This window comes from Microbacterium sp. AZCO, assembly GCF_039614715.1.
Classification (GTDB): domain Bacteria; phylum Actinomycetota; class Actinomycetes; order Actinomycetales; family Microbacteriaceae; genus Microbacterium.
In genome coordinates, this window is record NZ_CP154857.1 from 1,538,694 (window position 1) to 1,562,591 (window position 23,898).

Sequence of the window (23,898 nt, forward strand, 5' to 3'; positions counted from 1 at the left end):
TGCTGCATCCCGCCCTCAGCGGCGCCGAGCCGCGGGCCGCAGTTCGTGCGCTCCGTAGCTGTTGTCGTCGGGGTTGACCGTCACTCCCGGGGCGACGAGTTCCTCGATCCGGTCGAGGATCTCGGTCGAGAGGGTGTGCTCGAGAGCGGGCAGGTAGGACTCGAGCCGCTCCATCGTCCGCGGTCCGACGATCGCCGAGGTGACGCCGGGGTGGCTGATCGCCCATGCGGTCGCCATCTCGATGAGCGTCATCTCCGACTGCTCCGCGAGAACGGCGAGCTCTTCGACGATGTCGAGCTTGCGCTGATTCGCGGGCAGGCTCATGTCGAAGCGGACGCTCGGCCGGGCCGACGAGGCAGGTGCATCCGCGGCATCCTTCCGCCACCGTCCCGACAGCCATCCATCGCCGAGCGGACTGTACGTGAGCGTGCCCATACCGTACCGCTGGGTGGTCGGGAGCACGTCCTCCGCGATGCCGCGCACGAGGATGGAGTACGGCGGCTGCTCGGTGACGAACCGTTCCAGGTTTCGCTCCCGGGCCGCCCACTGGGCTTCCACGATCTGCGAGCCTGAGAACGACGACGATCCGATGTAGCGCACCTTCCCCTGGTGGACGAGGTCCGACAGGGCGCCGAGTGTCTCCTCGATGTCGATGTCAGGGGTCGGTCGGTGCACCTGGTACAGGTCGATGTAGTCGGTCTCGAGGCGACGCAGCGAGTTCTCGACTTCGCGGATGATCCACCGACGCGATCCGCCGCACTGGTTCGGGTCGGCGTCGTCCATGGGCATGAAGAACTTCGTCGTCAGCACGACGTCGTCGCGACGCCCCTTGAGCGCCTTGCCGGTGATCTCCTCGGACCGGCCCGCCGAGTACACGTCGGCGGTGTCGACGAAGTTGATTCCGGAATCCAGCGCGGCATGGATGATCCGGATGCTGTCAGCCATCCGGCTCGCCTCCACCTTCCCACCCGCGTAGACGCGACGTCCGCACGCTCGGTGCTGTGTCAGGCCGTACCACCGCGCGTTCACGTCCCCGCACCGTGCAGTGCCCGGATAGCGATCCCGATGCACGAACACGGCCGCCGTGTTCACCTCTGTGACCTGGGGCGACCGGCTCCGTCGGGAAGCGGTTGGGTGACCGACGGCCCACGGCCGGCCGCTTCTCACACGTCGCGATCGAAGAGGTCCGCCCATGTCTCGCGCCGGATGACCGCACGCGCCTCGCCCTCCCGCGCGAAGACCACGGGTGGTCGACGGTACCCGTTGTAGTTGTTCGCCATGGTGTGGGTGTACGCGCCCGTGGCTGGAACGGCGAGCAGGTCCCCGACCCGGGCGGCAGGCAGGCGGAGCGGGTCGATGAGCACGTCCCCCGACTCGCAATGCCGGCCGACCACGACGACGTCCTCGGCATCCTCGTCGCACATGCGATCGGCCAGAACGGCTTCGTAGCGCTGACCGAAGAGGGCGGCCTCCATGTTGTCGCCCATTCCACCGTCAACGGCGACGAAGGTGCGGGCGTCGCGCTTCACAGTGACGACCGTGTAGAGGGTGAAGGCCGACCCGTTCACCATGCTGCGGCCGGGTTCGATGATGATCTCCGCCTCGGCCGGCAGGTGCGCGCCTGCCGCCGCCATCAGCGCGTCGACGTATTCGTCGACGCGCGCCGGCCGGTCTTCGGTCGTGTAGCGGGCGCCGAGGCCGCCGCCGAGGTCGTAGACCGGGAAGGTACCCAGCGCGGCGAGCGGGGCGACGGCGGCGGCGAGTTCCGCCGGGTCCATGACCTGCGAACCGACATGCGCGTGCACACCGCGCAGGTCGAGCAGCGGGCTGGCCTCGATTCGGGCGATGAGTCGGCGCGCAGCGGGAGGAGTGAGGCCGAACTTGGAGCCCACCTGGCCCGTCTGCACGTGGGGGTGCGTAGAGGAGACGACGCCGGGAATGACCCGGACGAGCACGCCCTGCGAGCGCCCCGGCGTGACGAGCTGCTCGAGCCGATCGACATCATCCTCGTTGTCCACGACGACGAGCCCCGCTCCGGCCTCGACCGCGATCTTCAGCTCCTCCGTGGTCTTGGCGTTGCCGTGCACGACGATCAGCGCGGGGTCGACGCCCGCCCGCAGCGCGCTGAGGATCTCGCCGCCGCCCGCGACATCCAGCCCGAGCCCCTCCTCCACCATGACCCGCTGCACAGCGGTCGCCGGGAAGGCCTTCGACGCGAAGACGACGCGCGCATTCGCCCGGCGTGACGTGAGCGCCGTGCGGTACTCGCGCGCCCGGGCGCGCATGCTCTCCTCGTCGACAACGAGCGCAGGAGTGCCGAACTCGCTCGCGAGGTCGTCGACGCGGCATCCCGCGATGACGAGCGTGCCGTCGGAATCGACGCCTGCTCCCGCGGGGAAGAGGTCGAGGAGGGGATGCGGCATGGTCATGCCCTTCCGTGCGGTGCAACGCTGTGCGGCACGACGACGACCGGCACGGGCGAGTGTCGGACGATCTTCGTGGCGTGCGACCCGAGGAACACGCGGGCGATCGGGCCGAGCGTGCTCGAGCCGACGACCAGCACCTCCCCCGGCCTCCAGGCGATGTCGGCGATCGCCGACTCCCACGTGTCTCCGAAGCCGATGTCGACGCTGGAGACGGTGGGGCCCCCGTCCAGCTCGCCGACCTGGCGCACGACCGTCGCTGCCTGACGCTCGATGTCCGCCGCCCAGGTGCTCGCGATCGGCAGCTCGGCGTCGAGGCCTGCGCCGGACGTCCCCGAATCGCGGGGAACGACCGCGAAGGAGGCGACGCGCAGTTCCGCGCCGACTGAGGCAGCCACTCCCGCGGCGCCGAGCACCAGCCCGGCCGATGCGCCCGTGCCCCGGTAGGCCGCGGTCACCCCTGTGACGCGTGCATCCTCCTCCGTGCGATACGCGCGTGGTGCGATCGCGACCGGAACCGGCGACGCGTGCAGGAGGGTGTCGCTCTCGGCACCGAGCGCGATGCGCCCCGGGTCGGCGTCCGCGCCGGACCCGACGACGATCAGGGATGCGCCGCGCTGCTCGGCGAGTTCCGTCAGGCCGCGCCGGGCCGACGGGGCCTCGTGCAGCAGGTACTCGGTCGAGGTCGAACCACCAAGCACGGCGGCCGCGTGGTCGAGGGCGCGGTCCGCGTTCTCTCGCGTGTAGCCACGCCACTCGGCGTCGGCTCCGCCCGCCGTCGACGGCCACGCGGGCGGCACGACAGCGGCAACGATCACGCCGGTGCCGGAGGAACGCGCGAGCAGCGCGGCAAGGTGCAGTGCGGACGCGGAGCGGTGCGCCGGGTCCACCCCGACGACCATGCTCATCTGAGGTCCGCCTTCCGCCGTGCGGCAGCCTCGCGGATCTCACTCCTGCTGGGCTGAGCGACATTGCTCGTGTACGGGGGCTCCGCATCCGCGACAGGGCGCTCCGCCTGCAGCGCCGAGTGCTTGCGGCCGTAGAACCAGTAGAAGACCAGGAACAGGGCGGTCCAGATCACGAAGACGACGATCGTGATCACGCGCAGCTGCGTGATGATCGCGATGCAGCCGACGATCGAGAGGATCGGGATGGTCCAGCCGAGCGGGAGGCGGAAGCCCCGCTCCAGTTCCGGCTCGCGCACACGCAGGATGATGACGCCCAGCGACACGACGAGGAAGGCGACGAGCGTGCCGATGCTCGTCATCTCGGCGAGGAAGTCGATCGGGATGACGGCTGCCAGCACGCTCGTGGCGATCATGACGATGACGGTGTTGCGGACCGGGGTCATCGTCCGCGGGTTCACCTTCGCGAAGACGGGCGGGATCATCCCGTCGCGCGACATGGCGAAGAGGATGCGCGTCTGCCCGTACAGCACGACCAGCGTCACCGAGAAGATGGAGATGATCGCGCCGATGGCGACGACGGTCCCAGGCCAGCTGGAGCCGATGATGTTCTGGAGGATCGCTGCGAGTCCCGCATCCTGGTTCTCGAACTTCTCCGGAGCCTGCGCGCCCAGGGCGGCGAGGCTGGTGGCGACGTACAGCAGGATGATGATCAGCAGGGCAAAGATGATCGCGAGCGGGAGGTTCCGCCTGGGGTTCTTCGCCTCCTCACCGGCGGTCGACACCGCGTCGAGGCCGACGAACGAGAAGAAGATGATCCCGGCGCCGCCGACGATGCCCGCGAACCCGGCGGGCGCGAAGTTGTGGAAATGATCGGCGTTCCAGCCGGTGAACGCGACGGCGCAGAAGAACACGATGACGGCGATCTTGATGACCACCATGATGCTGTTGACGGTCGTCGACTCGCGCACTCCGCGCAGCAGCAGGAGCGAGCAGAGCACGATGACCACCACTGCGGGGACGTTGATGATGCCGCCTTGTTCCGGCGCCTGCGAGAGCTCTACGGGCAACTGCCAGCCGACGACGTTCTGCAGCAGCTGGTTCACGTACTGCGACCAGCCGACGGCGACGGCAGCGGTCGAGACGCCGTATTCCAGCAGCAGACAGGCACCGACCGCCATGGCCGCGCCCTCGCCGAGCGTCGCGTACGCATAGGAGTAGGTCGAGCCGGAGACCGGGACGGCGCCCGCCATTTCCGCATAGCACAGGGCGGTGAGGCCGGCGACGACGCCGCCGATGACGAACGACCAGATCACCGCCGGGCCGGCCACGGGGACCGCCTGCGACAGGATGAAGAAGATCCCGGTGCCGAGCGTCCCACCGACGCCGATCATGGTCAGCGAGAACAGGCCGATGCTGCGCTTCAGGTGCGCCTCACCTGCTGCGGGCGGGGTCGTCGGCTTTCTGCGCAGCAGCTGCTGGGCGATGGTGGGCATACCAGTCTCCTTCGATTGGTGAGGGTCTGAAGCTCAGCGCGATCGGGTCACCCGGAACCGTTCGACCGTGGGGTCGATGGCGCCGCGCACATGACCGGACGGGGAGGTGGCCACTGCCTGGAGGAAGGCCACGGTCTCGGCCGTGATCTCCTCGCCGGGGATGAGATTCGGGATCCCCGGCGGATAGGCCGCCAGGGTGTCGGCCGAGATGCGGCCGACCGCCTCGGTCGCGGGTACGACTTCGGTGTCGGCGAAGAACGCGTCCCGCGGCAGGATGCGCACCGGGCCGGGCGCGGGAAGGGCGGGAAAGTCGTGGGGCCCGCCGCTCGACCGCTCGGCGGACGCGTCCGCCGAGTCGACCGCGGCGACGAGCGCCCGGTGGGCGCGAGCGAGGTCGGGTGTCTTCCCGGGGCCGATCAAGGCGACGAGGGTGGTCGCGGTCGACATCTCGAAGAAGATGCCGTCCGCCTCGATCAGGCGCTGCCGCAGCCAATGGCCGCTGACGCCCGTCTGCGACACGTCGATCGGCACCCGCAGCGGGTCTACGGCGACGATGTCGTCGAACGCCCCGAACCCGTCGCTCAGCACCCCGAATCGCCGATCGGCGCGCAGCGCGTCGCGGAACGCCTCGGCCGCTGCGGTGGACCGGCCGATCAGCTCCGCACCGGTCGCGAGGGAGTGGCGCGCGATATCGAGCGATGCCTGCAGCAGTGCAGAGGTAGAGGTGGATGCCGTGATCGAGACCGCTCGCTCGACCAGTGGTTCGAGCGCATCGGCGAACGGACCGTCGCCCAGGTGCAGCATGGCCGACTGGGTGAGCGAGCCGCCCAGCTTGTGGGTGCTCGACACGACCAGGTCCGCGCCCAGCCGCGTGGGCGTCTCGGGGAGCTCGGGGTGGAAGCCGAAGTGCGGACCCCACGCGCCGTCCACGACGAGCGGCGCCCCATGCGCGTGCGCCACCTGGGCCAGGCCGGCGACGTCGGCCACCGCGCCGAAGTAGCTGGGCGAGACGATGTACACCGCATCGGCGGCATGCCCGGCACTGGCCGCAGCGGTCAGCGCTTCGTCGAGCGCTGCCGGTGAGACGCCGTGCGCGACGCCGTGGGTGGTGTCGACCGACGGCATGACGAACGAGGGGATCAGCCCGGCGGAGAGGACGCCGTCGCTGAAGCTGGAGTGCGCGCTCCGCTGCGAAAGGATGTTCACCCCTAGCCCGCGCACGGCCAGCGCGGCGATCCGGTTGGCCTGCGAGGCGCCGGCGGTCAGGAACCAGGTGCGGCGCGCGCCCCACGCGTCCGCCGCGAGCTCGAGCGCCCGGCTCAGCGGCGAGTCGTCGCCCAGGTCGATGTCGTCGATCAGCATGGGGGCGTCCAGCTCCAGCGGCCGCGGGCCGAGGAAGGCGGCGAGGCGTGCGCTGAGGCCGAGGTCGTCCATCCCGTGCCCGGGCACCATCAGCGAGAGCGGAGAGCGTCCCGCGTGCCGCTCCAGCGCATCCGCGTATGGCGTCTCCCAGTGCCGGAGATCGGCCTCGGCGAGCGAAAGGGACCGGTCGGGTGCCGACGGATGCGTGAGGGACATTCCTCAATGTTCGAGGCCGCGCGCGCGGACGAGAACCCCCCAATCTTCGCCCGCCTCACATAGAGTGTATGTGGCTCAGTGTCCGATCCGGCGGGGAAGGACCACGAGGAAGAGGCAACTTATGGCCGATCTACGGCAGTTCGAAGCGCTCAAGGCGGTGCACGCCGAAGGATCAGTCACCGCGGCCGCACGGCGGCTGGGATGGGGTCAGCCGACCGTCGACTACCACCTGAAGAACCTCGAACGGCTGGTCGGCTCGCCCGTGCTCCTGCGCTCGCCGCGGGGTAGCCGGCTCACACCGGTCGGCATGCTCCTGCTCGAGCGCGCGCATCAGATCCTCACCCTCAGCGAACGGGCGATCGCCGACGCCCGCGAGTTCGGCGAGCTCGGGAGGGTGCGGCTGCGGTTGGGCACGTTCGCGACGGCGGCGGCAAGCATCCTGCCGTTCGTCGCGGCCTCCGCAGACGACCTCGGGATCGAGATCGACGCGTCGGTCGAGGAAGTCCCCACGCTGGTCGACCGGATCAACCGTGGCGCGCTCGACGCCGCGCTCGTCTACACGGTGCCCGGGTACGAGCTGCCGATCCGCCCGGGCCTGGAGGCGATGGAGGTGTACCGCGATCCGCTCATGCTGGCACTGCCCACCGGCCATCCGCTCGCTGCGCGCGCCTCGATCGACCTCGCCACCCTCCTTTCGCTCCCCGGGGAGCGCTGGGTGTTCGCGACGTCCACCGACGACGCGATCGACCGCGTTCTCGCCGACGCGTTCGCGGCGGACGGGCAGGTGCTCGACATCGCGATCAGGACCGACGACTTCCAGGTGCTCCTCGGCATGACTGCCGCTCGTATGGCGATCGGGGTCATCCCGCGTCTCGCAACAACCGCCGAGCATCCCGGCATCGTTCTGCGACCGATCGACGACCCGTCGTTCGTGCGCTCGATCCTCGTGGTGACACCGTCCCCCGAGGAGGGGAGCCGCCGCCCGTCGGCCGCCATTCGGCATCTGGTCGCCGCGGTCCGGGACGGGTTCGCCGCCGTGCGGACGGGCGCGGAGGGACGGGCGGCCGATCACCGGCTGTGAACAGCCCTCCATGCGGGGGAAGGTGCTGGATGCGACGGCGCAAGGGGATCCGCTGCTGTCGTTGCCGGCCGGTCAGTCGTCGTCCCACTCGTCGCGCAGCTCCTTCTTCAGGACTGCAACCTGAACCACCAGGGCCCCGAGCAGCTCTTCTCGATTGAGGCGATTCGTTGTCCGATACCCCCACGACACATTGCCATCGCGGTCCAGGGTCTTGATGAGCACGAAAGCCTCGATCGCCGTCTCTCCCTTCTCAAGAGGGTGAACCTCGAGGCCGCTGAGTGCGTCCGCAATCGGCACTCGTTCCTCGCCGGGTGCCGGCACGCCAGAATGTGATCCCATCCGATCAGCGAACCATCAATGCGGCCCGGACGGAACGCAGCCAAGGGGCCGCGCGCTGCCTACGGGCGCTACCCGCATGACGATCCCAGATCTGCGCGCTCAGCGTCGACCGCGTAGGGCGTCATGCGGGCATCGTGCCCGTGATCACCTCCGCCATGTTGCGAATTGATGCGTTCCGGGCGTCGGTGACGATGGTGGACATTCCACATCCAGACAACCCGAACACCACGGCGACCAGGACGGGCACGGCGCACCAGAACGGACGAGACATTCGCAAGCGCCTCCTCACGCCAGGCCCGAACACCACTGTGAGGCTGGGCGACGCATCACGGCCAGCGACCGCCGCGTTCCCCGAAGTGCTGCCTACAGCGCCCCTGGTACGACTCGATACCGCCCACGTGCTCGGCGGTCGTGACGCGAGCGTCCGCGACGGCGTTGGCGAGCACGCGCTGATGGAACGGTGCGTCCTGCCCGCAGACGGCGCACACGGCGGTGAGTTTCGCCACGTCCTCGGCGACTGCCATGAGCGACGGGAGGGGCTCGAAGGGGCGGCCATCGAACGTCACGCAGAGCCCGGCGACGACCACCGACATCCCGCTGAGCACCAGCCTGCTCACCGCCGGGACCAGCTCCGGCCTGAAGAACTGGGCCTCGTCGATTGCCAGCAGGTCCAGTTCGCGATCGCCGACCAGCTCCACCAGCGACTCGACGTCGCGCACTGATCGGGACTCGATGCTGAGCCCGGAGTGCGAGGCCACCCGGCCCGCGGCGTGCCGATCGTCAAGCGCGTGATTCACGACCTCGACGGCGAGTCCGGCAAGTTGTGCGCGGCGCACTCGCCGCAGCAGCTCTTCGGACTTGCCGGCGAACATCGGCCCGCAGACCACTTGAAGCCGACCGTTCGATTTCCGGGACATCGGTCAGAGCTTGATTGAGGCCGTCGTCAGCTGGAACATGAAGGTTGCCGCCTGTGCGGGTATCGCGGCGGGCGAAAGCGTCACATCTCGATGACGCTCAAGACATTTCCGGCGGGATCCTTGAACCATGCGATGTTCGGACCGGGATTCTCTTCCGAGCCGTGTGCGATGCCGCGCTCGTCCGTGCCGAAGGCCCAGCCCTCGGTATAGATCTTCGTCTCGATGCCCGCCGCATTGAGGTCATCGACCGCGGTGTCGATGTCCGAGACAACGAGGTTCAGGATCGTGAATGCAGCCGGCTGGTGGTCAGGCTTGGGATAGATGAGGGTCGGCTGCCCGGAGGGCAGCGTGAGGCGAAGGCCGCCCGTGGCAGGCTCATCCGCAACGGTGAGCCCCAACCTTGACCCGTAGAACTCCCGCGCGGCGTCGATGTCGTCGACACTGAACCCCATAAACGCATCTTGAACGGTAACCATGCCATCTCTCCTTCCGTCTCGCAGCAAGACTCCCATGCAAGCCGCGACCGGTCGACCCCCGGCGAGACAGGAGACCCGATCTCAGCTGCACGGATGGATCGCCCAGTCGTGTTGCCGAGAAGCGTGAGCGTCAGGACCATGAGCACTCAGACGTGCATGCGGCTAAGCCCGTGGGTGACGACGCCGTGACGCGTATCCGTGCAGTCCGCCTGACGCACTGTACGGCGACTGCTGGCGTCCCAACCACCCACGGCTCGCGGCAGTGACCGATGAGGAATCCTGCCGTTGCCGGTGTCAGGGGACGAGCATCGACGAGTCTCGAACCCGCCCGAAGCTGTGGGCCGCCGGGGGCGTCCAGAGGAGCACGACCACAATTGCGGCGAGGGCAGCCGCGATCGCCGTCCCCCAGTCCCAGCGGTCGCTCGCGACCAGCACGAGCAGGTTCAGGACGACGAGCGCGGCGAAGAAGATCGTCACCAGTATTCGCGCGAGCCCGCTTCCTCGGCGCAGGCCGGCCGCTGCGCTGAGCACCAGCAGGCCGAGAAGCAAGAGGCTCGCCCCGATTGTCGACGCAAAGCGCACCTCCGGGTCTCCGGTCACCTCGTAGCGGCTGAGCAGGATGAGGATGCCGAGGCCGGCGGCGAGCAGTGCACCGGCGTAAGCCAGCACCGCGACGACGGTGACGACCACCGAAGCAGCCGGCGACCTAGGGCGCGGGCTGTTGACGTCGCCGGAACGCGCACTATCCGCCCCCGTGTTCAGCGCCTTCGCGACGAGACGTCGATGGAACAGGCGCACCACCTCGATTGCGACGATCATCACGATGACGATGCCGGTGAGCGCGACGGCGAGTTCCTCGCCTGGATCGACGAGTGCGAAGAACTCCGTCGCCAGCGGGACCGTGAAGACCACTGTGAGCGCGATGAACATGGCGCCGACGACGAGCACCTTGTAGCGATTGAGCGGGCGCACGAGCACGGCGAGGATCCAGATGCCGACGATTGCGAGGATGATCGTGGCACCCGTCCTCAGCTGGTCCTCTGACACCCCCATTCCGTTCGCGACGAGGGTGTACCAGGTGATGCCGAGGGCGACGATGAGACCCGAGGGAACGGCGAACGACAGCGATCGGCGCAGGAACCCGGGAACGTAGCGCTGCGCGTTGGGCATCAGGGCGAGGAAGAACGCCGGGATGCCGATGGTGAGCCCGTCGGTGATCGAGAGCTGTCTCGGCAGGAACGGGAACTCGAGGATGAGGATGCCGAAGATGATGGCGAGCGCCGTGGCATAGACCGTCTTGTTGAGGAACAGCATCGATACGCGCTCGATGTTCGCGATGACCTGCCTGCCCTCAGCGACGACGTCGGGGAGGTGCGAGAACTGACCGTCGAGCAGCACCAGCCGGGCGACGGCCTTCGTCGCGGGCGATCCGGAGTTCATCGCGATGCCGATGTCGGCGGTCTTGATCGCGAGAGCGTCGTTGACCCCGTCGCCGGTCATCGCGACGGTGTGCCCGCGGCTCTGCAGCGCGGTGACCATCCCCTTCTTCTGCTCCGGGGTGACGCGTCCGAACACGACGTTCTGCTCGAGCGCGTCGGCCATGGCGCCCTCATCGTGGGGAAGGAAGCGGGCGTCGTAGCCTTCGCCGGCGTCCAAGCCGAGTTCACGAGCGATCGCGGCGACCGTGCGTGGGTTGTCGCCGGAGATGATCCGGATGCCCACTCCCTGCTGGCGGAAGTAGGCGAGCGTCTCAGCGGCGTCGCCTCTCACCTGCTCGCGGAAGGTCAGCACGACGACAGGGACCAGCCGGATGGGCAACTGTTCGACATCCGCGTCTTCGGAAGTCAGCGAGTCTGTCGACCGGGCCAGCACCAGCGTGCGTCGACCGGTCTGCGAAAGGCTCGTCACGAGGCGTCCGAGTTCGGTGCCCGTCGAGACGGCGTCATCGCCGAAGATCATCTCGGGCGCGCCCATCACCCAGGTCCCCGGGCGCTCGTCGAAGGAGACGGCGCTCCATTTACGCTTCGAAGAGAACGGGATGTAGGCGCGGGGGGCGAGCGCGGCGTCGAGGGGATACCCGGTGCGCATGGCCCGCGCCGTCGCGTTGGCGTCGGGTGAGGCGGCGTACCACCCGAGCGCGGAACGCCAGTCTGCGGCATCCACCGGCGCGTCGGCGAGCGGATGAGCTGCGTCGAAGACGATGTCACCGACGGTGAGGGTGCCCGTCTTGTCGAGGCAGACGATGTCGACGCGCGCGAGGCCCTCGACGGCGGCGAGCTCGTTGACGAGCACCTGCTTGGCGCCGAGTTTGGAGGCTCCGACCGCGAACGCGATGCTCGTCATCAGGACGAGTCCGAGTGGAATCATCGCCGTGAGCGCGGCGATGGTGTTCACCACCGCCTGCACCCAGGCCCCCGTCGAGAAGGCGGTTTCGTATCCGCCTGCGACCATGACCTGCGCGTTGAAGACAAGAAGCCCGACGGGTCCGATGATCCAGCCAACCCAGCGGAGCACACGATTGATCGAGCTGCGCAGCTCGCTCGCGACAAGCGAGAAGCGCTTGGCCTCGTCGGCGAACCGGTTGGCATAGGAGTCCGCACCCACCCGGCCGACCCTGGCCAGACCTCCGCCGGCGACGACGACCGAACCCGAGAGGGCTTCGTCGCCGTATCCCTTCTCCACCGCATCGGACTCGCCGGTGAGCATCGACTCGTCGATCTGCAGCCCGCGGGACTCGACCACCGTCGCATCCGCACACACCTGATCGCCGGCGCGGAGCACGAAGAGATCGCCGAGGACCACCGCCGCCGGGGCGATCTCCGCCTCGGCGCCGTCTCGCAACACCCGGGCGGAGGGAGCGTTCAAGAGAGCCAGCCGGTCCAGGGCAGCCTTCGCACGGAACTCCTGCACGCACCCGATGACGGCGTTCGCAAACGCCGCAAACCCGAAGAGCGCGTCTTGCCACCGACCGACGAGGAACAGCACGAAGAAGCATGCGAACACGATCGCGTTGAAGAGCGTGAAGACGTTCGCCCGGACGATGTTCCACGCACTTCGACTCGAGTCCGGGGCGAAGGCGTTCGTGCGGCCCGCCGCGGTCTGCTCCGCGACCTCGGCAGAGCTGAGTCCCGCTCGATCGAGTGCGTCGGCGTCCACCGCTGTTGATCCGCTCACCGTGAACCGCCCTACCGAGTCAGAGTCCCGGCGTCCGGATGGGGATGTCGGGCGGGAACGATTGAGACCTCACGGGGTTGCGACGGCCACGGACGGGATCCGCTCGTCCGCTCCGCGGATCACGAAGGCGACGCCGATGAGCGCAACGATGATCGCAACGATCTCGAGGAATCCGCCGGCCGCGAAGAGGGGGCCAGGGGTTCCGCGACCGAGAGCAAATGTCGAGAAGTCCCAGAAGCCGTGCAGAACCATGGCCCAGATGAGGCTCCCGGTGACGCGGCGGAGGATGTAGAAGATGGTGCCGCCGCCGAACGCCAGCATGACCTGCTGCAGTGTTGCGCCGATCGCTTGACCGCTGATCGCGTTGATGAGGTGCATGACGCCGAACAGGGCGGAGGTGAGGAACCACACCCACACCTCCGGCAGCCGGCTGCGCAGCCCTACCAGCAGCAGACCGCGCGTGGTGAGCTCCTCGGTGAAGCCGACGAGCAGAAGGACGATGGATGCCGCGAAGAAGGCGCCGTCGTAGGCTCCCCAGTCGGTGGAAGCGAGGTTGAGGATGAGCGCGACGACCATGATGGCGGGGGCGATGATCGGCCACTTGTGGGCTGCGCGATGGCGGTCGAACAACGCGGGCCGCCACCACCCGAGGAGGGTCGTCGTGAGGGCGAGGAGGATCGCCGCGATGATCAGCGAGAGTCCCGCGCCGAGGAAGAGGTTGCCTCCGCTCTCATCCAGGTCGGTGTACGGGATGCCGGAGAGCTTCTGAACGCTGAAGACGACGGCGACGTAGGCGAAGTAGATGACGAGGCCGATCCACACTCGGGGCCGAACCCTGTAGCGCTCCTCGGTGTGCGTGGTCATTCGGCGGTCCCTTCCGTGGTTTCGATATCGCCGAGCAGATCCTTGAGCCCGAGCCCGCCGACGTTCTGCGCTTCGACCTCGAGCGTCTTCCCCGTGGACTTGTCGGTCAGGCCGATGACGAGGACCGTCCCCCGCCGGTGCTTGGTGACCTCGAGGTCCTTCCGCTCGATGTGCGCGACGGGCAGCAGCTTCTTCCAGCCGCCGACCAATCCGGTCTTCTTCCGACCGAGCACGTACAGCCGAGTCGGGGAGAGCGCGAGCACGAGGGAGGGGCAGCTGCCTTTGGATGCCGCGTTCACCCGCTCGCCGATCACGCTGCCGGTGACACCCCACGCCACTGCGTTGTTGCCATCGCCGCCGGCGGCGAGGCCGGCTGTAGCACCGACGACTCCGGCGAACGTCGAACCGCGCGGCATGACGACTGCGACGTCGAGCACCTCGTCATCGGGAATCACTGCCTGCGCGCCCTCGCGGGCATGTTCTTCTCGCGACATCCGTTGCCCTTCGGTTCGATCACCGCCGACGATTGCCGGTCCGGCGGTCTTGTGTCGAGGCTATAGGAATCAGGACAAGTCTGAGCAAACTTTCCAGCGGGCGAGAGGTTATGGGCAGGACGCAACGTCCGCTGGTTGAATGAACGCGGAGGGAATGAGCCCGAAGATGGACGCGACAACGCGGCTCCTGGCGATGGGGTTGCTGGGACACTTCAACGATGAGATGACGCGCGTCGTCGACGAAGCATTCGGTACCCGCTGGGCGGAGATCGAGGACATCCTCGCGATCGCGGTGATCGTATCGGGCGCCTCGCCGACGACACGCGCCCTGGCCGATATCGCGAAGCTCGATCGTCGCGCGACATCGCGGATGGTCTCTCGCCTGCAAGCAGAAGGTCTCGTGAGCACGCGGCCGTCGCCCACGGACCGGCGGGCTGTGCAGGTTCTTCTCACGGCCCACGGGAACCGGCAGGCGAAGGAGCTCCGCGCCTCCATCGCAGCGTTCTTCGTCCAGAGTGCCCCGATCGCCACCCAGATCAGCGAAGGATTGGGATTCGCCAGCCCCACCTCGGAGCTGGAGAACTCGGCGGACGCGTTCGACCTGCTTCGCCGGGTGTGCGAGGCCGGTGTCGCCCTGGTCCGAGTCATGCCGGACTCGGTCACGGAAGGTCAGCTGGCGGCTCGTCAGCGCGCCGCACTCGTGCAGATCGCGATGCAGCCCGGAGCGCGCCCGAACGACCTCGTGTCCTCGCTCGAGGTGTCACGGGCAGGTGTGGCCTACATCGTCGACCAGCTGTGCAGCAAGGGGTTCGTCACGCGCCACCGAGGCGCAGTGCCCGGCGACCGGCGGGCCGTCACCCTTGAAGCCACCGCGAACGGACTCCAGGCTGTTCACGACGCGATGGACGGTATCGAGCAGCAGCGGGAGTCGCTCGCCGCACTGTTCGCCGAAGTGGCGGCGTGGAGTCCTTCCAGGGCCGCCGCTGAGCGCCCTCTGATGCCCGCGAACCGGGAGGAATGACGGAGGGACTCTGAGAAGACCGGGTCCGGAGGCGAGCCGCCAGGCTCGCGGCTCGTCACCGGCGATCGCGTCAGTCGTCGAACGTGCCGAAGAGTCCCTTGCCGTAGGACGCCAGAGCGTCATACGCCTCGCCGTACGTGGTCGGCACGGGGCTTCCGGGATCGAAACGCGCGATGAGCAGGCCGAGCAGGCCCCGCGCGGGCGCCGTGAGCGGACGCTTGCGATGTGTGGCTTCCGTACTCGCATCGAGGCCCTCGGGATTGGGGGGAACGTACAGCGATGCGGGCCGAGGCCACGTGTAGGGCTGTCTCGGCGCGTCGAGATTGACCGCGTTGATGATGGAGTTCGCGCCGGCGTCCCGAGCGGTCAGCGGTCTGAGCCCGTGCAGACGGCTCAGCGTATTGATGACCGACCCGTGGTGCATCTCGTCGTGGATGACGGTCCCGGCAGCCGTGTAGGCGCTTACGAGGATCGCCGGCACGCGGCATCCGAGACGATCGAAACGGAACCCCATCTCCCCGGGGCCCGTCGCGTCGGGCGGAACGGTCGAGGGCGGTGCCACGTGATCGAAGGTGCCGCCGTGCTCATCGAACGTGATGAGGAGTGCCGTGTTCATGGCGTTCGACCCGCGCGAGGTGCTGCTCTCCCGAATCGCGTCGTAGATGTCCTGCACGAGCTTGTCCCCGGCGCGCACGTCCGAGTACGCGCTGTTCTGGATCTGCAGCGTGGAGCCGTCTTCGAGCTCCAGTTCGCCCTCTCGGATCTCACCCCACGGGGGGTGCATGTCGTTGTGATTGAAGACCATCCGCGGCTCGATGAACGCGTACGCAGGAAGGGTGCCGTTGGCGGCGTCCTCGTAGAACTGCTCCATCACGCGAAAGTTCGTCTTCCAGTACCGCTGCAGAGCGGGAGCATGGATCATGCCTGTCAGCGACAGCAACTGGGAGGAGTCGTAATAGACCCGCCAGGGGATGCCCGCTTCCTCGAGTCGATTGAAGACCGTCGGGGCGTCGGGGCCGTCGATCCACTTGTAGTAGTCGTCCCCGCCGTGATTCGTCACATAGCCGTGGGAGGTGGAAGCGTGGAAGAACGACCGATTGCAGAAGGTCTGCGAAGGCACGGCAGCGAACCAGCGGTCGTAGACGGCGAACGAGCGAGCGAGCGCCGACACGACCGGCAGCATCTGCGGCTCGAAGCCTCCCATCGCCACCTTCAACTCCTCCGGCTTGGGCTCGCGGTTCTTGTGCAGTCTGAAGTTGGTGACGTAATCGCGCACGAATCCGTCATTGGTCGCCGACTGATCCGGTGATGGTGCATTGAAGGGATCGAGGTGATCGTTGCCCGTTCGCGTGGCATTCTCGGGCGGATCGACGACGTTGAACAGTTGAGTGTTGACGTGCGGGAAGGTCTCCCCGGGATCAGGCTGAGGCTGCTGCATGATCGAGTCGGTCGATCCCTGATACACCTGGGCGTTGATCCGCGTGCCGTCCGGCGCCGCGTTGGAGTACTTGCCCTGAAGAAGGCCGTCGAACTGAGTGGACGTCTTCTCCTCAGCGCTGTAGAGGCGACCCAAGACGTTGTCGAAGCTGCGGTTCTCGAACATCACGACCACGACATGGTCGAAGCCGGGCGCCTGTCGCGGAGAAAGCGGGGCGAATTCCGGCGGATGCACCGTGGCCGCGGCCGTCGCCGCAGCAGCGGCGGAGCCGCCGATGGCCAGGCCGGCAGCGCCTACCCCGATTCGTCTCAGGAAATCCCGCCGGGACGGCACGGGAGGTGGCGGCGACGCGTCGTCACCGGAGCGCGACGTCGACATCGGTGCAACCCGGTCGACCATGTGCGCCTCCTTCGCGTCCCGTGGCAACCGTCGGACTCCATTGTGTGGCTATATCGTCGGCCTATGGACGAACCGGTGAAGTTCGACCGAGGCGTCCGATACGGCGCGTCGGTGACGGCGATGGTCTACAGCACCTATCTGGCGTGCTCCACCGATTTCTCGGCGGTGATCCGCTCGGAGAACTATGTCGGTGCGATCAGCAGCGACATCCCCCTGCTCAACGCGCTTCAGTTCCTGGCCGTGGTGGCGGGGATGGTGCTCGCGCTCGCGATCCTGCCCACCAACGGATATCGGCGTCTCGGCGGGATCACCCTCGTGTGCGTGACGCTCTTCATATTTGCGACGTTCAACCTGTTACGTGGAGCGGGCGTGGTGACCGAGCCGGTCGGGTTCTGGTCGTTCGTGCTGGATCAAGGGTTTGCCACACTCCTCGCCGCAGTCGGCGGGTGGCTCATCGCGCGTGGACGCCGCGCGATCACGTGGCTGTTCGCTCTCGTCTGCATCGTGCCGTCGCTCCTGGCGATCGCGCTGGAGGACGTCAACATCACGACGGGCGTTTACGCACTGATCGTGCAGCTGACGGTGGCGATCTGTGGACTGGCGGCAGTGTGGGCAGCGGCGTGGGTCGACGCCCGCATCTCGACTTCGCGGCCTGTCAGCGGCGGCAGCCTGTGAACGGAGCATCCAAGCTGGGTCATCGAAGAAGCCCCGTTCCTCGGTGACTCCCTTCTTCCTCGCGCAACGACACTTGTCCATTTCGGAGCGTTGAACGTGGTTCCGGAAACGCAAAAACCCCCGGTTCCCGCGGGAACTCGGGGGCTGTGGCTGGGGTACCTGGACTCGAACCAAGAACAACTGATCTGATCCGGGCACCTCGAGCACCTGCGCCACTCCCCCGAGATCCGCGTGATTCTGCGGATGTCGGCTCCTTCAGCTTACGTGTCGCTCCGTGTTGATGCGGGTCGAAAGCGGCGCGCGGAGCGTTTTTGACACTGAATCTGTCCCCGAAAGTGCTCCCGCGGCGACCGGGCCGCGCCGGTCCTCAATCCCCCTCGCCAAGGCGCTCCACCTCGCTCGGATAGCGCCCGCGCAACGCGCCGAACAGCGGGCGGGCTATCCGTGCGCTGCGCGGCCCGCGGACTTAAGGTCGCGCGTGGGAGCCACCGAGCGCGCGTACAGCGACCGGTTCTCGGGCGCAATTGGCGAAGGGCGGATCTCGTACGATGAGCTCGTGCTGCGCGATCCCGAGCCTGACGCGAGCCTCGATGCGTTCCGAGGGGGCGTCGCTGTTCTCACGCGGGACGGCAAAGTTGAAGGGCATGTCGCGTCGACCGTCGGCACGTTCTGGTCACCATCGCGGCTCTTCACCCGACAGTGGTGGGTGTGGTTCATCGTGGTCTGGAGCAACGGCGATCGCGAGCCGTCGTTTGAGGACTACCCGCCTGACTGGCTCACGGTGAACGACTTGAAGGCCGGTCGATTTCTTTGGAACGATAACGACGATCATCACGGCCAGTACGACGCCGAGTGCGTGCCACACGACCATCGCGAGCAGGTCCTCCAGGAGATGGGCGTTTCTCCAGAGGACTTCTAAACGGCACGTTCAACCACCGTTGCGCGCGGGCGCGAACGAGTTCAACCCGTTGGATGCCCCCCGCGAACGCTCCGGCCGCGGTGCTCGCCCGAGCGCCTACGGTAGAGCCGATGCTTCCTGTCACCTATGCAGAGATCGGCGCTACCGCCGGGGAACTGCCGACTGGCTACCATCACCTGCAAACGGAACGCGTGATCGATCACGGGCAGCATGCATTCGAGCGCGCGGCCGACGACCTGCTTGCCGGCCAGGTGCAACGTCGAGCCGGTTAAGCGTTCGGCTATCTGAGACGCCGATGCGTGAGGGCACACGCGTAGAGATGCAGTTGCGCGTGTGGCCGCTGAGATTCAACATCCCGTGCCTCGTCGTCTGGGCCGACCGTACCGCCAACTCTTGCGGCTTCGCCTACGGCACTCTCCCCGGCCACCCCGAGCGGGGAGAAGAACGCTTCGAGGTCTGCCTCACGCCTAGCGGCGATGTGACCTTCAGGATCACTGCTCCACGCCGGCCCGCTGGTTCACGCGACTCGGTGCCCCGATAGCTCGCCTCGTGCAAGCTCACATGACGCGGCGCTACCTGAAAGCTCTCGACTCGCCCGCTCCGCATTGATGATCGGTTCGCCGCCCCTCCCCGCCAAGTGTTCGCAGAGGGACCGGCTTCCGCACGCGATGGCCAAGGAGCTACTCGTCCAGAGAAGGGATCAGTTCAGTCGATCACGCGACGGCCGCACCTCGAGCGCGTATCGCAAACACACGCATGTTCGCCCAGCTGTCGGAGTTGAGTGCGTCGGTGGTCCACCCGGTGTCGTGTTCGAGTGCGGCATCTAGAGTGATGCAGATAGCGAGCGGGCACATTTCGAGCTAGCAGTCCTGCTCCGCGTTGACTTCCCGACCGTCTCACGCGCGGTGATCGACCGTAGCGAGTTGCGACGGCACGAATCACCACCTGACGTAGCGCTTGAGCGTCTCCCGCTGTGCGACGAGAGCTGTCTCGAGTTCGGCGGTACCCCCGTAGAACGCCTGCCAGGCCGGGGCCTGCCCACGCTCAATCTGGCGGCGGAGCGCAGACTCCATTTTCGGCACGTCGCCTTCCCAGCGCCACTCGCCGACGTACTCCCCCGAAATGGCGTGCTTGCCCGGCGTTCGCTCCTGGACCAGTCCCAGCCGGTATTCGAAGCTTTGGTAAGCCAGTTGGAACTCGTCGTCGACTGGAATTGAGTCCGCGAAGTAGCCGCGCAAGTCCGTCACGAAGAGGTGGCTCGTCGGGTAGAGCCAACGCTGAGTTCCCCATCGGGGAAGGTTATCGACCCAATCGTCCGAGGCGAGGCGGAGGTAGTGGAGAGACTGCGCGGCCGGCTCTCGCTCGTTCTGGTTGTACTTGTTGCGCCCCTCGGCATCGGTCGCCAAGCGGATTATGAGGTCATCTCGCCCGCGACGAATGGAGGTCACACCGACGATGGCAAGCGCGATGAAGGCGGGAAACCGCCGCGCCATCTCCAGCGCATCGTTCCAGCTTGAGAGCGGGGCTGTTCCGGCATCGACCAGCTTCTGGAGCACGTCCACCCACAGGCGATCGTGGACCCCGTCGACATCGTGCCAGACGGCCGTTGCCAAGAGCTGAGAGAGCTCTTTCATGGAACGAAAGTGACTATCGTAGATTCCTTGCAGGAGTTCGTAGCTGAGTTGACCCTCAATTGTCACGGGCTGCGCCGCGATCGCTGCAACCACTTGGTCGGTTGCGTCCATGACGAGATCGTGAAGGTCGATCCGCCGAATCGGATCGGGCAGGTATCGCTTCAGCCGCGCGACGGCCATCGCCGTCGAGAGTGGCGGGCTTGCGAGCTTCTCGAGCGCATCAAGGCTTCCCACCAACTCCGAGAACAGGTCATCAGCGCTGGCCGCCGGAACGGCGATGCCCGCACGAGCGCTCAGAAGTCGCGCGGCATTCTCGCCCTTGCTGCTCCGTGCATCCCAGAACAGCGGATAGCGGCGGTTCGGAGCACTCTCAAGCGCAGCAACAAGCGCCTCGTCCCAGTCGGCAGACCATCCCGAGATGAGAAGCCCGTACTCATTGAAAACCTGGGCCAGGAGGCGCTTCCACTCCTCCGGGTAGTCGCCGAGTTCCTCGGGGGTATTTCGACTGCCGAGGTCCTTGTAGTCGCCGTGGAGCTTGATGAGCGTGGCCGGCGAATGCGCGAGGGGCGCCATGCCATTGATTGCCTCGGGCCGACTGATCACCTGTGGAGAAACACCAACCGCCTCGAGTGCACGCTCCATGAGACGATCGAAGTTCGTGGTTACGATTACGCGTACAAAACCGCGCTTTACCAAGTCAGCAACCGCCAAGTGAGCCCGGCTCGGCTGCTTCAGCCCTTCTTCGCGTTCCTCTTCGCTCGGCTCGAAGAAGTCAGAAAGAAGCCCCTGGCGCGCCGCGGGGAGCGGCGCCAGCTGCTCGAGCAGGGTCGAGTACCCGAGATCGCCATCGCCGTGGTCTGCCCACCAAGCCTCCGGGTCATCCCATGCGGCTTTCGCGGCGTCGGGGTTTTGCGGATCAGAGGCAGCAGCGATCCGTCCGACGAGCTCACGAACGACGCCCCACCCTGTGGGGATGCCGGCGCCCGTCGAAACACCCGATCCGAGCAACACGGCATAGACACCAGGCTGCGCGTGCATTGACGTCGCTAGCGAAACTACTTGAGAGAGCGGTGCGGCCACGGGATCCTCCGCGATCTATCCTGACTGCGGCGTCGGACACACCTGGGGAATGGATCGGCGCGGCGGCTCAGTCAGTGATGGCGTCGATTGGTAGATCATGTCCGGCATCTGTCCCAGACACAGCCGTAATGCTCACCATCGCGCAGTGCCCATTTGCGGATCCTCTGTCGCCAGTCTCGACCGCGGTGATGTCGGAACCCCGCGACACCATTGCAGTGGCTACAAGTGCCACTGGACCAGGGGGAACCGATGCCACAGCCCGACCGTTACGTCAGCGCCAAGTTTGAGTGCGTGAAAGGTCATGCGCACGATGTATGCATCGAAGTGACTAGACAGGTGCCGCCGGCCCTCCGGTGCTCCCCGTCCGCTCCGACTGGGTACTCCACCGGTGTAGGCAGCGGGTGTCCGATCCCGAGACCGGAGAGATTGGTGGAACTCACCGAACGCGAGCTTCGCGACAACTTCCAGGAGTCGAAGCGCCGGGGATACGTCCTCATCCGCGGATAGGACTAATCACCGGCGATCAGCCGGCAGCGATCGCAGCGTCCCCCTTCCGTGCATCGCCCGTATGAGGACCCTTGGGTTCTTGCGGTGGTCGCAACACTTACCGAATGGAGAGTGTTGTGGCGGAGTTGGCGTTGAGGTTCCGGCTGGATCTGATGCAGAAGGCTTGGGACGGCTTTCAGGCCGGGCAGTTCGCGAGCGAGGTCGGCGAAGCGATCGGCGTGAATCGCACGACTGCGAAGCGGATGCTCGTCGCGGCGGGCGGGGTCCGGCCGCGACGCGGCCGCAATCTGCAGGGCCGCTACTTGTCGTTCGCGGAGCGGGAAGAGATCGCCGTTGGCGTGGCGGCGGGTGAGTCGATGCGGTCGATCGCGCGTCGGCTCGGGCGGGCGCCGTCGACGGTGTCTCGAGAGCTGACCCGGAATGCTGTGCGCGGCCGGTATCGGGCGTCGGCGGCGCAGATGACATCGATGATGCGGGCCGGCCCGCCGAAGCCGGCGAAGCTGGCGACCAACCTGCGGCTGCGTGCCAGGGTGGAACGGGACCTGGCCAAGCGCCGATCGCCGGAGCAGATCTCCGGCCGGCTGCGCCGAGAGTTCCCCGACGACCCGGAGATGCAGGTGAGCACGGAGACGATCTACCAGTCGCTCTACGTGCAGTCCCGCGGCGCGTTGACGCGGGAGCTGACCCGGTATCTGCGCACCGGGCGGGCGCTGCGCCGCCCCAGCCGTAAGGCCGGGCAGCGCAAGAACCGGATCCCGAACATGGTCAACATCTCCCAGCGGCCACCGGTGGCCAGTGATCGGGCCGTGCCGGGAAGCTGGGAAGGCGACCTCATCATCGGCACGGGGAACCTGTCTGCGATCGGCACCCTCGTCGAGCGGCACTCGAACTTCACGATGCTCGTCCACCTTCCCGACGGTTACAAGCCCGATCAGGTCGCGCCGGCGTTGACCCGGAAGATCCAGCAGCTCCCGGTGCAGCTGCGCGGCGCGCTGACCTGGGATCAAGGACCGGAGATGCGCGACTGGGAGCAGGTCCGCATTGACACCGGCATCGACGTGTTCTTCTGCGACCCGCACTCGCCCTGGCAGCGCGGCATCAACGAAAACACCAACGGCCTGCTCCGCCAGTACTTCCCCAAAGGCGCCGACCTCAGCCAGTTCACTGAAGGCGAGCTCGACGCCGTCGCCCGTGAACTCAACGACCGACCCCGCAAACGGCTAGAGTTCCAAACCCCGAACGAAGTCATCAGAAGCGTGCTGTTGCGATGACCGCTTGAATCCGCCGACCGATATTCGTGCACTCCCCCGACTGCGGGCAGTGCTCGAGCGTCTGGTTGGCGCGCCAGCGCGGCTCGCTCTGAGGCCTAGTCCGCACTTTCGACGAGCTCGGCGCGCGCTCGCCGAAGCTGCTCCGCTCGCCGCTTCTCCTGCTTGGCACGAAGGGCCGCCACATCGGCTGACGTCACCGTTACATCGTCAACTGACACGACCTCGTCGCCGATCAGCCAGAACGTCCTCCCCAGGCGCTGAGACGTGTCCAGCAGTCTCGGCTCTGTCGCGGACGCCCTGACCGCTGACCCGCTCAGAAGGTGGATCTTCTGAACATCCCACGCACCCCGCATCTGCGGCAAGGTCACCACGACAGCCCCGCGGCCACGATCAGCGCGCTGGACGTACCAGCGCTCCTCCCGCTCGGTGAGGTGCTTGACCTCCGCGGGTACACGCTTGAGCCGAAGCGTCATGCGGTCGAAGTTATCGCGTGCCGCGTCTACGCACAGAAGGACCCGCTCGCCGGTCAAAGTGGTTAGTCGCTCGGTCACCACCGGAAGCCCCAGTACGATCCGACGCATGGTTGATCTCTACACGTGGGCGTCACGCCGGTGGGACGCGCGCAACGCGGAGCCGGACTACGGAGTCCAGACCCCCATGGGCGACATCCATCTCGGCCAAGCATTGGCCGACCTCGACCGGCGTCGAGTCGACCTGCGCACGGCGATCAGCAGTCTTGGCGCCGACGCCGCACTCCTAGACCAACTAGAAGCGTTCGAAGCCGCGGCCGCCATTGCCGGCATGGTAATTGGAGCGAACCGCTCACTCGACGAGGTTCACCCATTGCCTGCTACCGGCAGCAACAGCCCCTCAAACCCGGGCGGCAAATTCGTACCACCGCTATGAGAACGCGTGCACGGCGATGGTTTGTCGGTCTAGCGCCGGCGCGATTGATCCTCATAGGGGCCGGTTCACCCCCAGACCCTTTCCGTGCCTGCGCGGCCGCATCCTCTGCGCGCTGATGGACCGGTCTGCGTGCTCGCCGACGCCTTCCGGCATGGGTGACGTAGGGGAACCTACTTCGATGGTGATGCGCCGATTTCGCAGGTAGATCAGTCTCGGACTCGGAACCGACGACGACCTCCAGTGCCGCGCAGACTCATCACGCGGATCAAGAATTACAAGCCAAGGACAATCCAATAGCGTG

At 67.0% G+C, this 23,898-nt stretch carries 21 protein-coding genes; 7 read left to right on the forward strand and 14 right to left on the reverse strand.

The window, feature by feature from the left end; translation table 11 throughout:
• Positions 1–15: 15 nt before the first annotated feature.
• The 5 genes from AAIB33_RS07245 to AAIB33_RS07265 are packed head-to-tail and all read right to left on the reverse strand — an operon-like array spanning position 16 to position 6,402.
• On the reverse strand, positions 16–1,194 hold the full coding sequence (locus AAIB33_RS07245; protein WP_345802869.1) for an aldo/keto reductase: 1,179 nt from the start codon (positions 1,192–1,194) through the stop codon (positions 16–18).
• Positions 1,164–2,423 carry a diaminopimelate decarboxylase gene (gene lysA / locus AAIB33_RS07250; RefSeq protein WP_345802870.1) on the reverse strand — a complete coding sequence of 420 codons (1,260 nt, stop codon included), beginning with the start codon at positions 2,421–2,423 and terminating at the stop codon, positions 1,164–1,166. Before lysA ends, AAIB33_RS07245 begins: the two co-directional genes overlap by 31 nt.
• Before the next feature lie 2 nt (positions 2,424–2,425).
• Complete coding sequence (locus AAIB33_RS07255; protein WP_345802871.1) at positions 2,426–3,331, reverse strand: universal stress protein; 906 nt, start codon at positions 3,329–3,331, stop codon at positions 2,426–2,428.
• A complete protein-coding gene (locus AAIB33_RS07260; protein ID WP_345802872.1) occupies positions 3,328–4,824 on the reverse strand; it encodes an amino acid permease in 1,497 nt (498 codons plus the stop codon). The genes AAIB33_RS07255 and AAIB33_RS07260 overlap by 4 nt, the downstream gene beginning before the upstream one ends.
• Before the next feature lie 33 nt (positions 4,825–4,857).
• A complete protein-coding gene (locus tag AAIB33_RS07265) occupies positions 4,858–6,402 on the reverse strand; it encodes an amino acid decarboxylase (RefSeq protein WP_345802873.1) in 1,545 nt (514 codons plus the stop codon).
• 121 nt (positions 6,403–6,523) lie between these two features.
• On the opposite strand from AAIB33_RS07265, the gene AAIB33_RS07270 reads away from it, so the two are divergent.
• Positions 6,524–7,483, forward strand: coding sequence for a LysR family transcriptional regulator (locus AAIB33_RS07270; RefSeq protein WP_345802874.1), 960 nt, complete (start codon positions 6,524–6,526; stop codon positions 7,481–7,483).
• 72 nt (positions 7,484–7,555) lie between these two features.
• On the opposite strand, the gene AAIB33_RS07275 is transcribed toward AAIB33_RS07270, so the two are convergent.
• The 6 genes from AAIB33_RS07275 to AAIB33_RS07300 all read right to left on the reverse strand — a co-directional run bounded on the left by AAIB33_RS07275 (position 7,556) and on the right by AAIB33_RS07300 (position 13,747).
• The gene (locus tag AAIB33_RS07275) at positions 7,556–7,804 is read right to left on the reverse strand and encodes a hypothetical protein (RefSeq protein WP_345802875.1); all 249 of its coding nucleotides are present in this window, start codon (positions 7,802–7,804) and stop codon (positions 7,556–7,558) included.
• 344 nt (positions 7,805–8,148) lie between these two features.
• Positions 8,149–8,739, reverse strand: a complete 591-nt coding sequence (locus AAIB33_RS07280) for a thymidine kinase (protein WP_345802876.1) — start codon at positions 8,737–8,739, stop codon at positions 8,149–8,151.
• Between the two features lie 80 nt (positions 8,740–8,819).
• Complete coding sequence (locus tag AAIB33_RS07285) at positions 8,820–9,215, reverse strand: VOC family protein (RefSeq protein ID WP_345802877.1); 396 nt, start codon at positions 9,213–9,215, stop codon at positions 8,820–8,822.
• Between the two features lie 294 nt (positions 9,216–9,509).
• Positions 9,510–12,371 (reverse strand): HAD-IC family P-type ATPase, encoded by a 2,862-nt coding sequence (locus tag AAIB33_RS07290; RefSeq protein ID WP_345802878.1) that lies wholly within the window; start codon positions 12,369–12,371, stop codon positions 9,510–9,512.
• An 87-nt stretch (positions 12,372–12,458) separates the two neighbouring features.
• Positions 12,459–13,253, reverse strand: a complete 795-nt coding sequence (locus tag AAIB33_RS07295) for a CPBP family intramembrane glutamic endopeptidase (protein ID WP_345802879.1) — start codon at positions 13,251–13,253, stop codon at positions 12,459–12,461.
• A complete protein-coding gene (locus AAIB33_RS07300; RefSeq protein ID WP_345802880.1) occupies positions 13,250–13,747 on the reverse strand; it encodes a hypothetical protein in 498 nt (165 codons plus the stop codon). Before AAIB33_RS07300 ends, AAIB33_RS07295 begins: the two co-directional genes overlap by 4 nt.
• 154 nt (positions 13,748–13,901) lie before the next feature.
• Between AAIB33_RS07300 and AAIB33_RS07305 the strand changes: the two genes are divergently transcribed.
• A complete protein-coding gene (locus AAIB33_RS07305) occupies positions 13,902–14,768 on the forward strand; it encodes a MarR family transcriptional regulator (protein WP_345802881.1) in 867 nt (288 codons plus the stop codon).
• A gap of 70 nt (positions 14,769–14,838) precedes the next feature.
• Here the strand turns inward: AAIB33_RS07305 and AAIB33_RS07310 are convergent, their stop codons facing one another.
• On the reverse strand, positions 14,839–16,605 hold the full coding sequence (locus AAIB33_RS07310; protein ID WP_345802882.1) for an alkaline phosphatase family protein: 1,767 nt from the start codon (positions 16,603–16,605) through the stop codon (positions 14,839–14,841).
• 63 nt (positions 16,606–16,668) lie between these two features.
• On the opposite strand from AAIB33_RS07310, the gene AAIB33_RS07315 reads away from it, so the two are divergent.
• The 3 genes from AAIB33_RS07315 (at position 16,669) to AAIB33_RS07325 (ending at position 18,471) form a co-directional block, all read left to right on the forward strand.
• Positions 16,669–17,280: a hypothetical protein gene (locus AAIB33_RS07315; RefSeq protein WP_345802883.1), complete on the forward strand. Its 612-nt coding sequence runs from the start codon at positions 16,669–16,671 to the stop codon at positions 17,278–17,280.
• Between the two features lie 478 nt (positions 17,281–17,758).
• On the forward strand, positions 17,759–18,199 hold the full coding sequence (locus tag AAIB33_RS07320; protein ID WP_345802884.1) for a hypothetical protein: 441 nt from the start codon (positions 17,759–17,761) through the stop codon (positions 18,197–18,199).
• A gap of 110 nt (positions 18,200–18,309) precedes the next feature.
• Positions 18,310–18,471 (forward strand): DUF1990 family protein, encoded by a 162-nt coding sequence (locus AAIB33_RS07325; RefSeq protein WP_345802885.1) that lies wholly within the window; start codon positions 18,310–18,312, stop codon positions 18,469–18,471.
• A gap of 666 nt (positions 18,472–19,137) precedes the next feature.
• On the opposite strand, the gene AAIB33_RS07330 is transcribed toward AAIB33_RS07325, so the two are convergent.
• Entirely contained in the window at positions 19,138–20,913 is a 1,776-nt protein-coding gene (locus AAIB33_RS07330) for an SIR2 family protein (protein ID WP_345802886.1), read from the reverse strand.
• A gap of 611 nt (positions 20,914–21,524) precedes the next feature.
• Between AAIB33_RS07330 and AAIB33_RS07335 the strand changes: the two genes are divergently transcribed.
• Entirely contained in the window at positions 21,525–22,691 is a 1,167-nt protein-coding gene (locus AAIB33_RS07335) for an IS30 family transposase (protein WP_345802887.1), read from the forward strand.
• Positions 22,692–22,786: 95 nt separating this feature from the next.
• Here AAIB33_RS07335 and AAIB33_RS07340 read toward each other — a convergent pair whose 3' ends face one another.
• Positions 22,787–23,272 (reverse strand): hypothetical protein, encoded by a 486-nt coding sequence (locus AAIB33_RS07340; RefSeq protein ID WP_345802888.1) that lies wholly within the window; start codon positions 23,270–23,272, stop codon positions 22,787–22,789.
• Between AAIB33_RS07340 and AAIB33_RS07345 the strand changes: the two genes are divergently transcribed.
• Positions 23,271–23,597, forward strand: a complete 327-nt coding sequence (locus AAIB33_RS07345) for a hypothetical protein (RefSeq protein ID WP_345802889.1) — start codon at positions 23,271–23,273, stop codon at positions 23,595–23,597. The genes AAIB33_RS07340 and AAIB33_RS07345 overlap by 2 nt on opposite strands.
• Positions 23,598–23,898 lie beyond the last annotated feature (301 nt).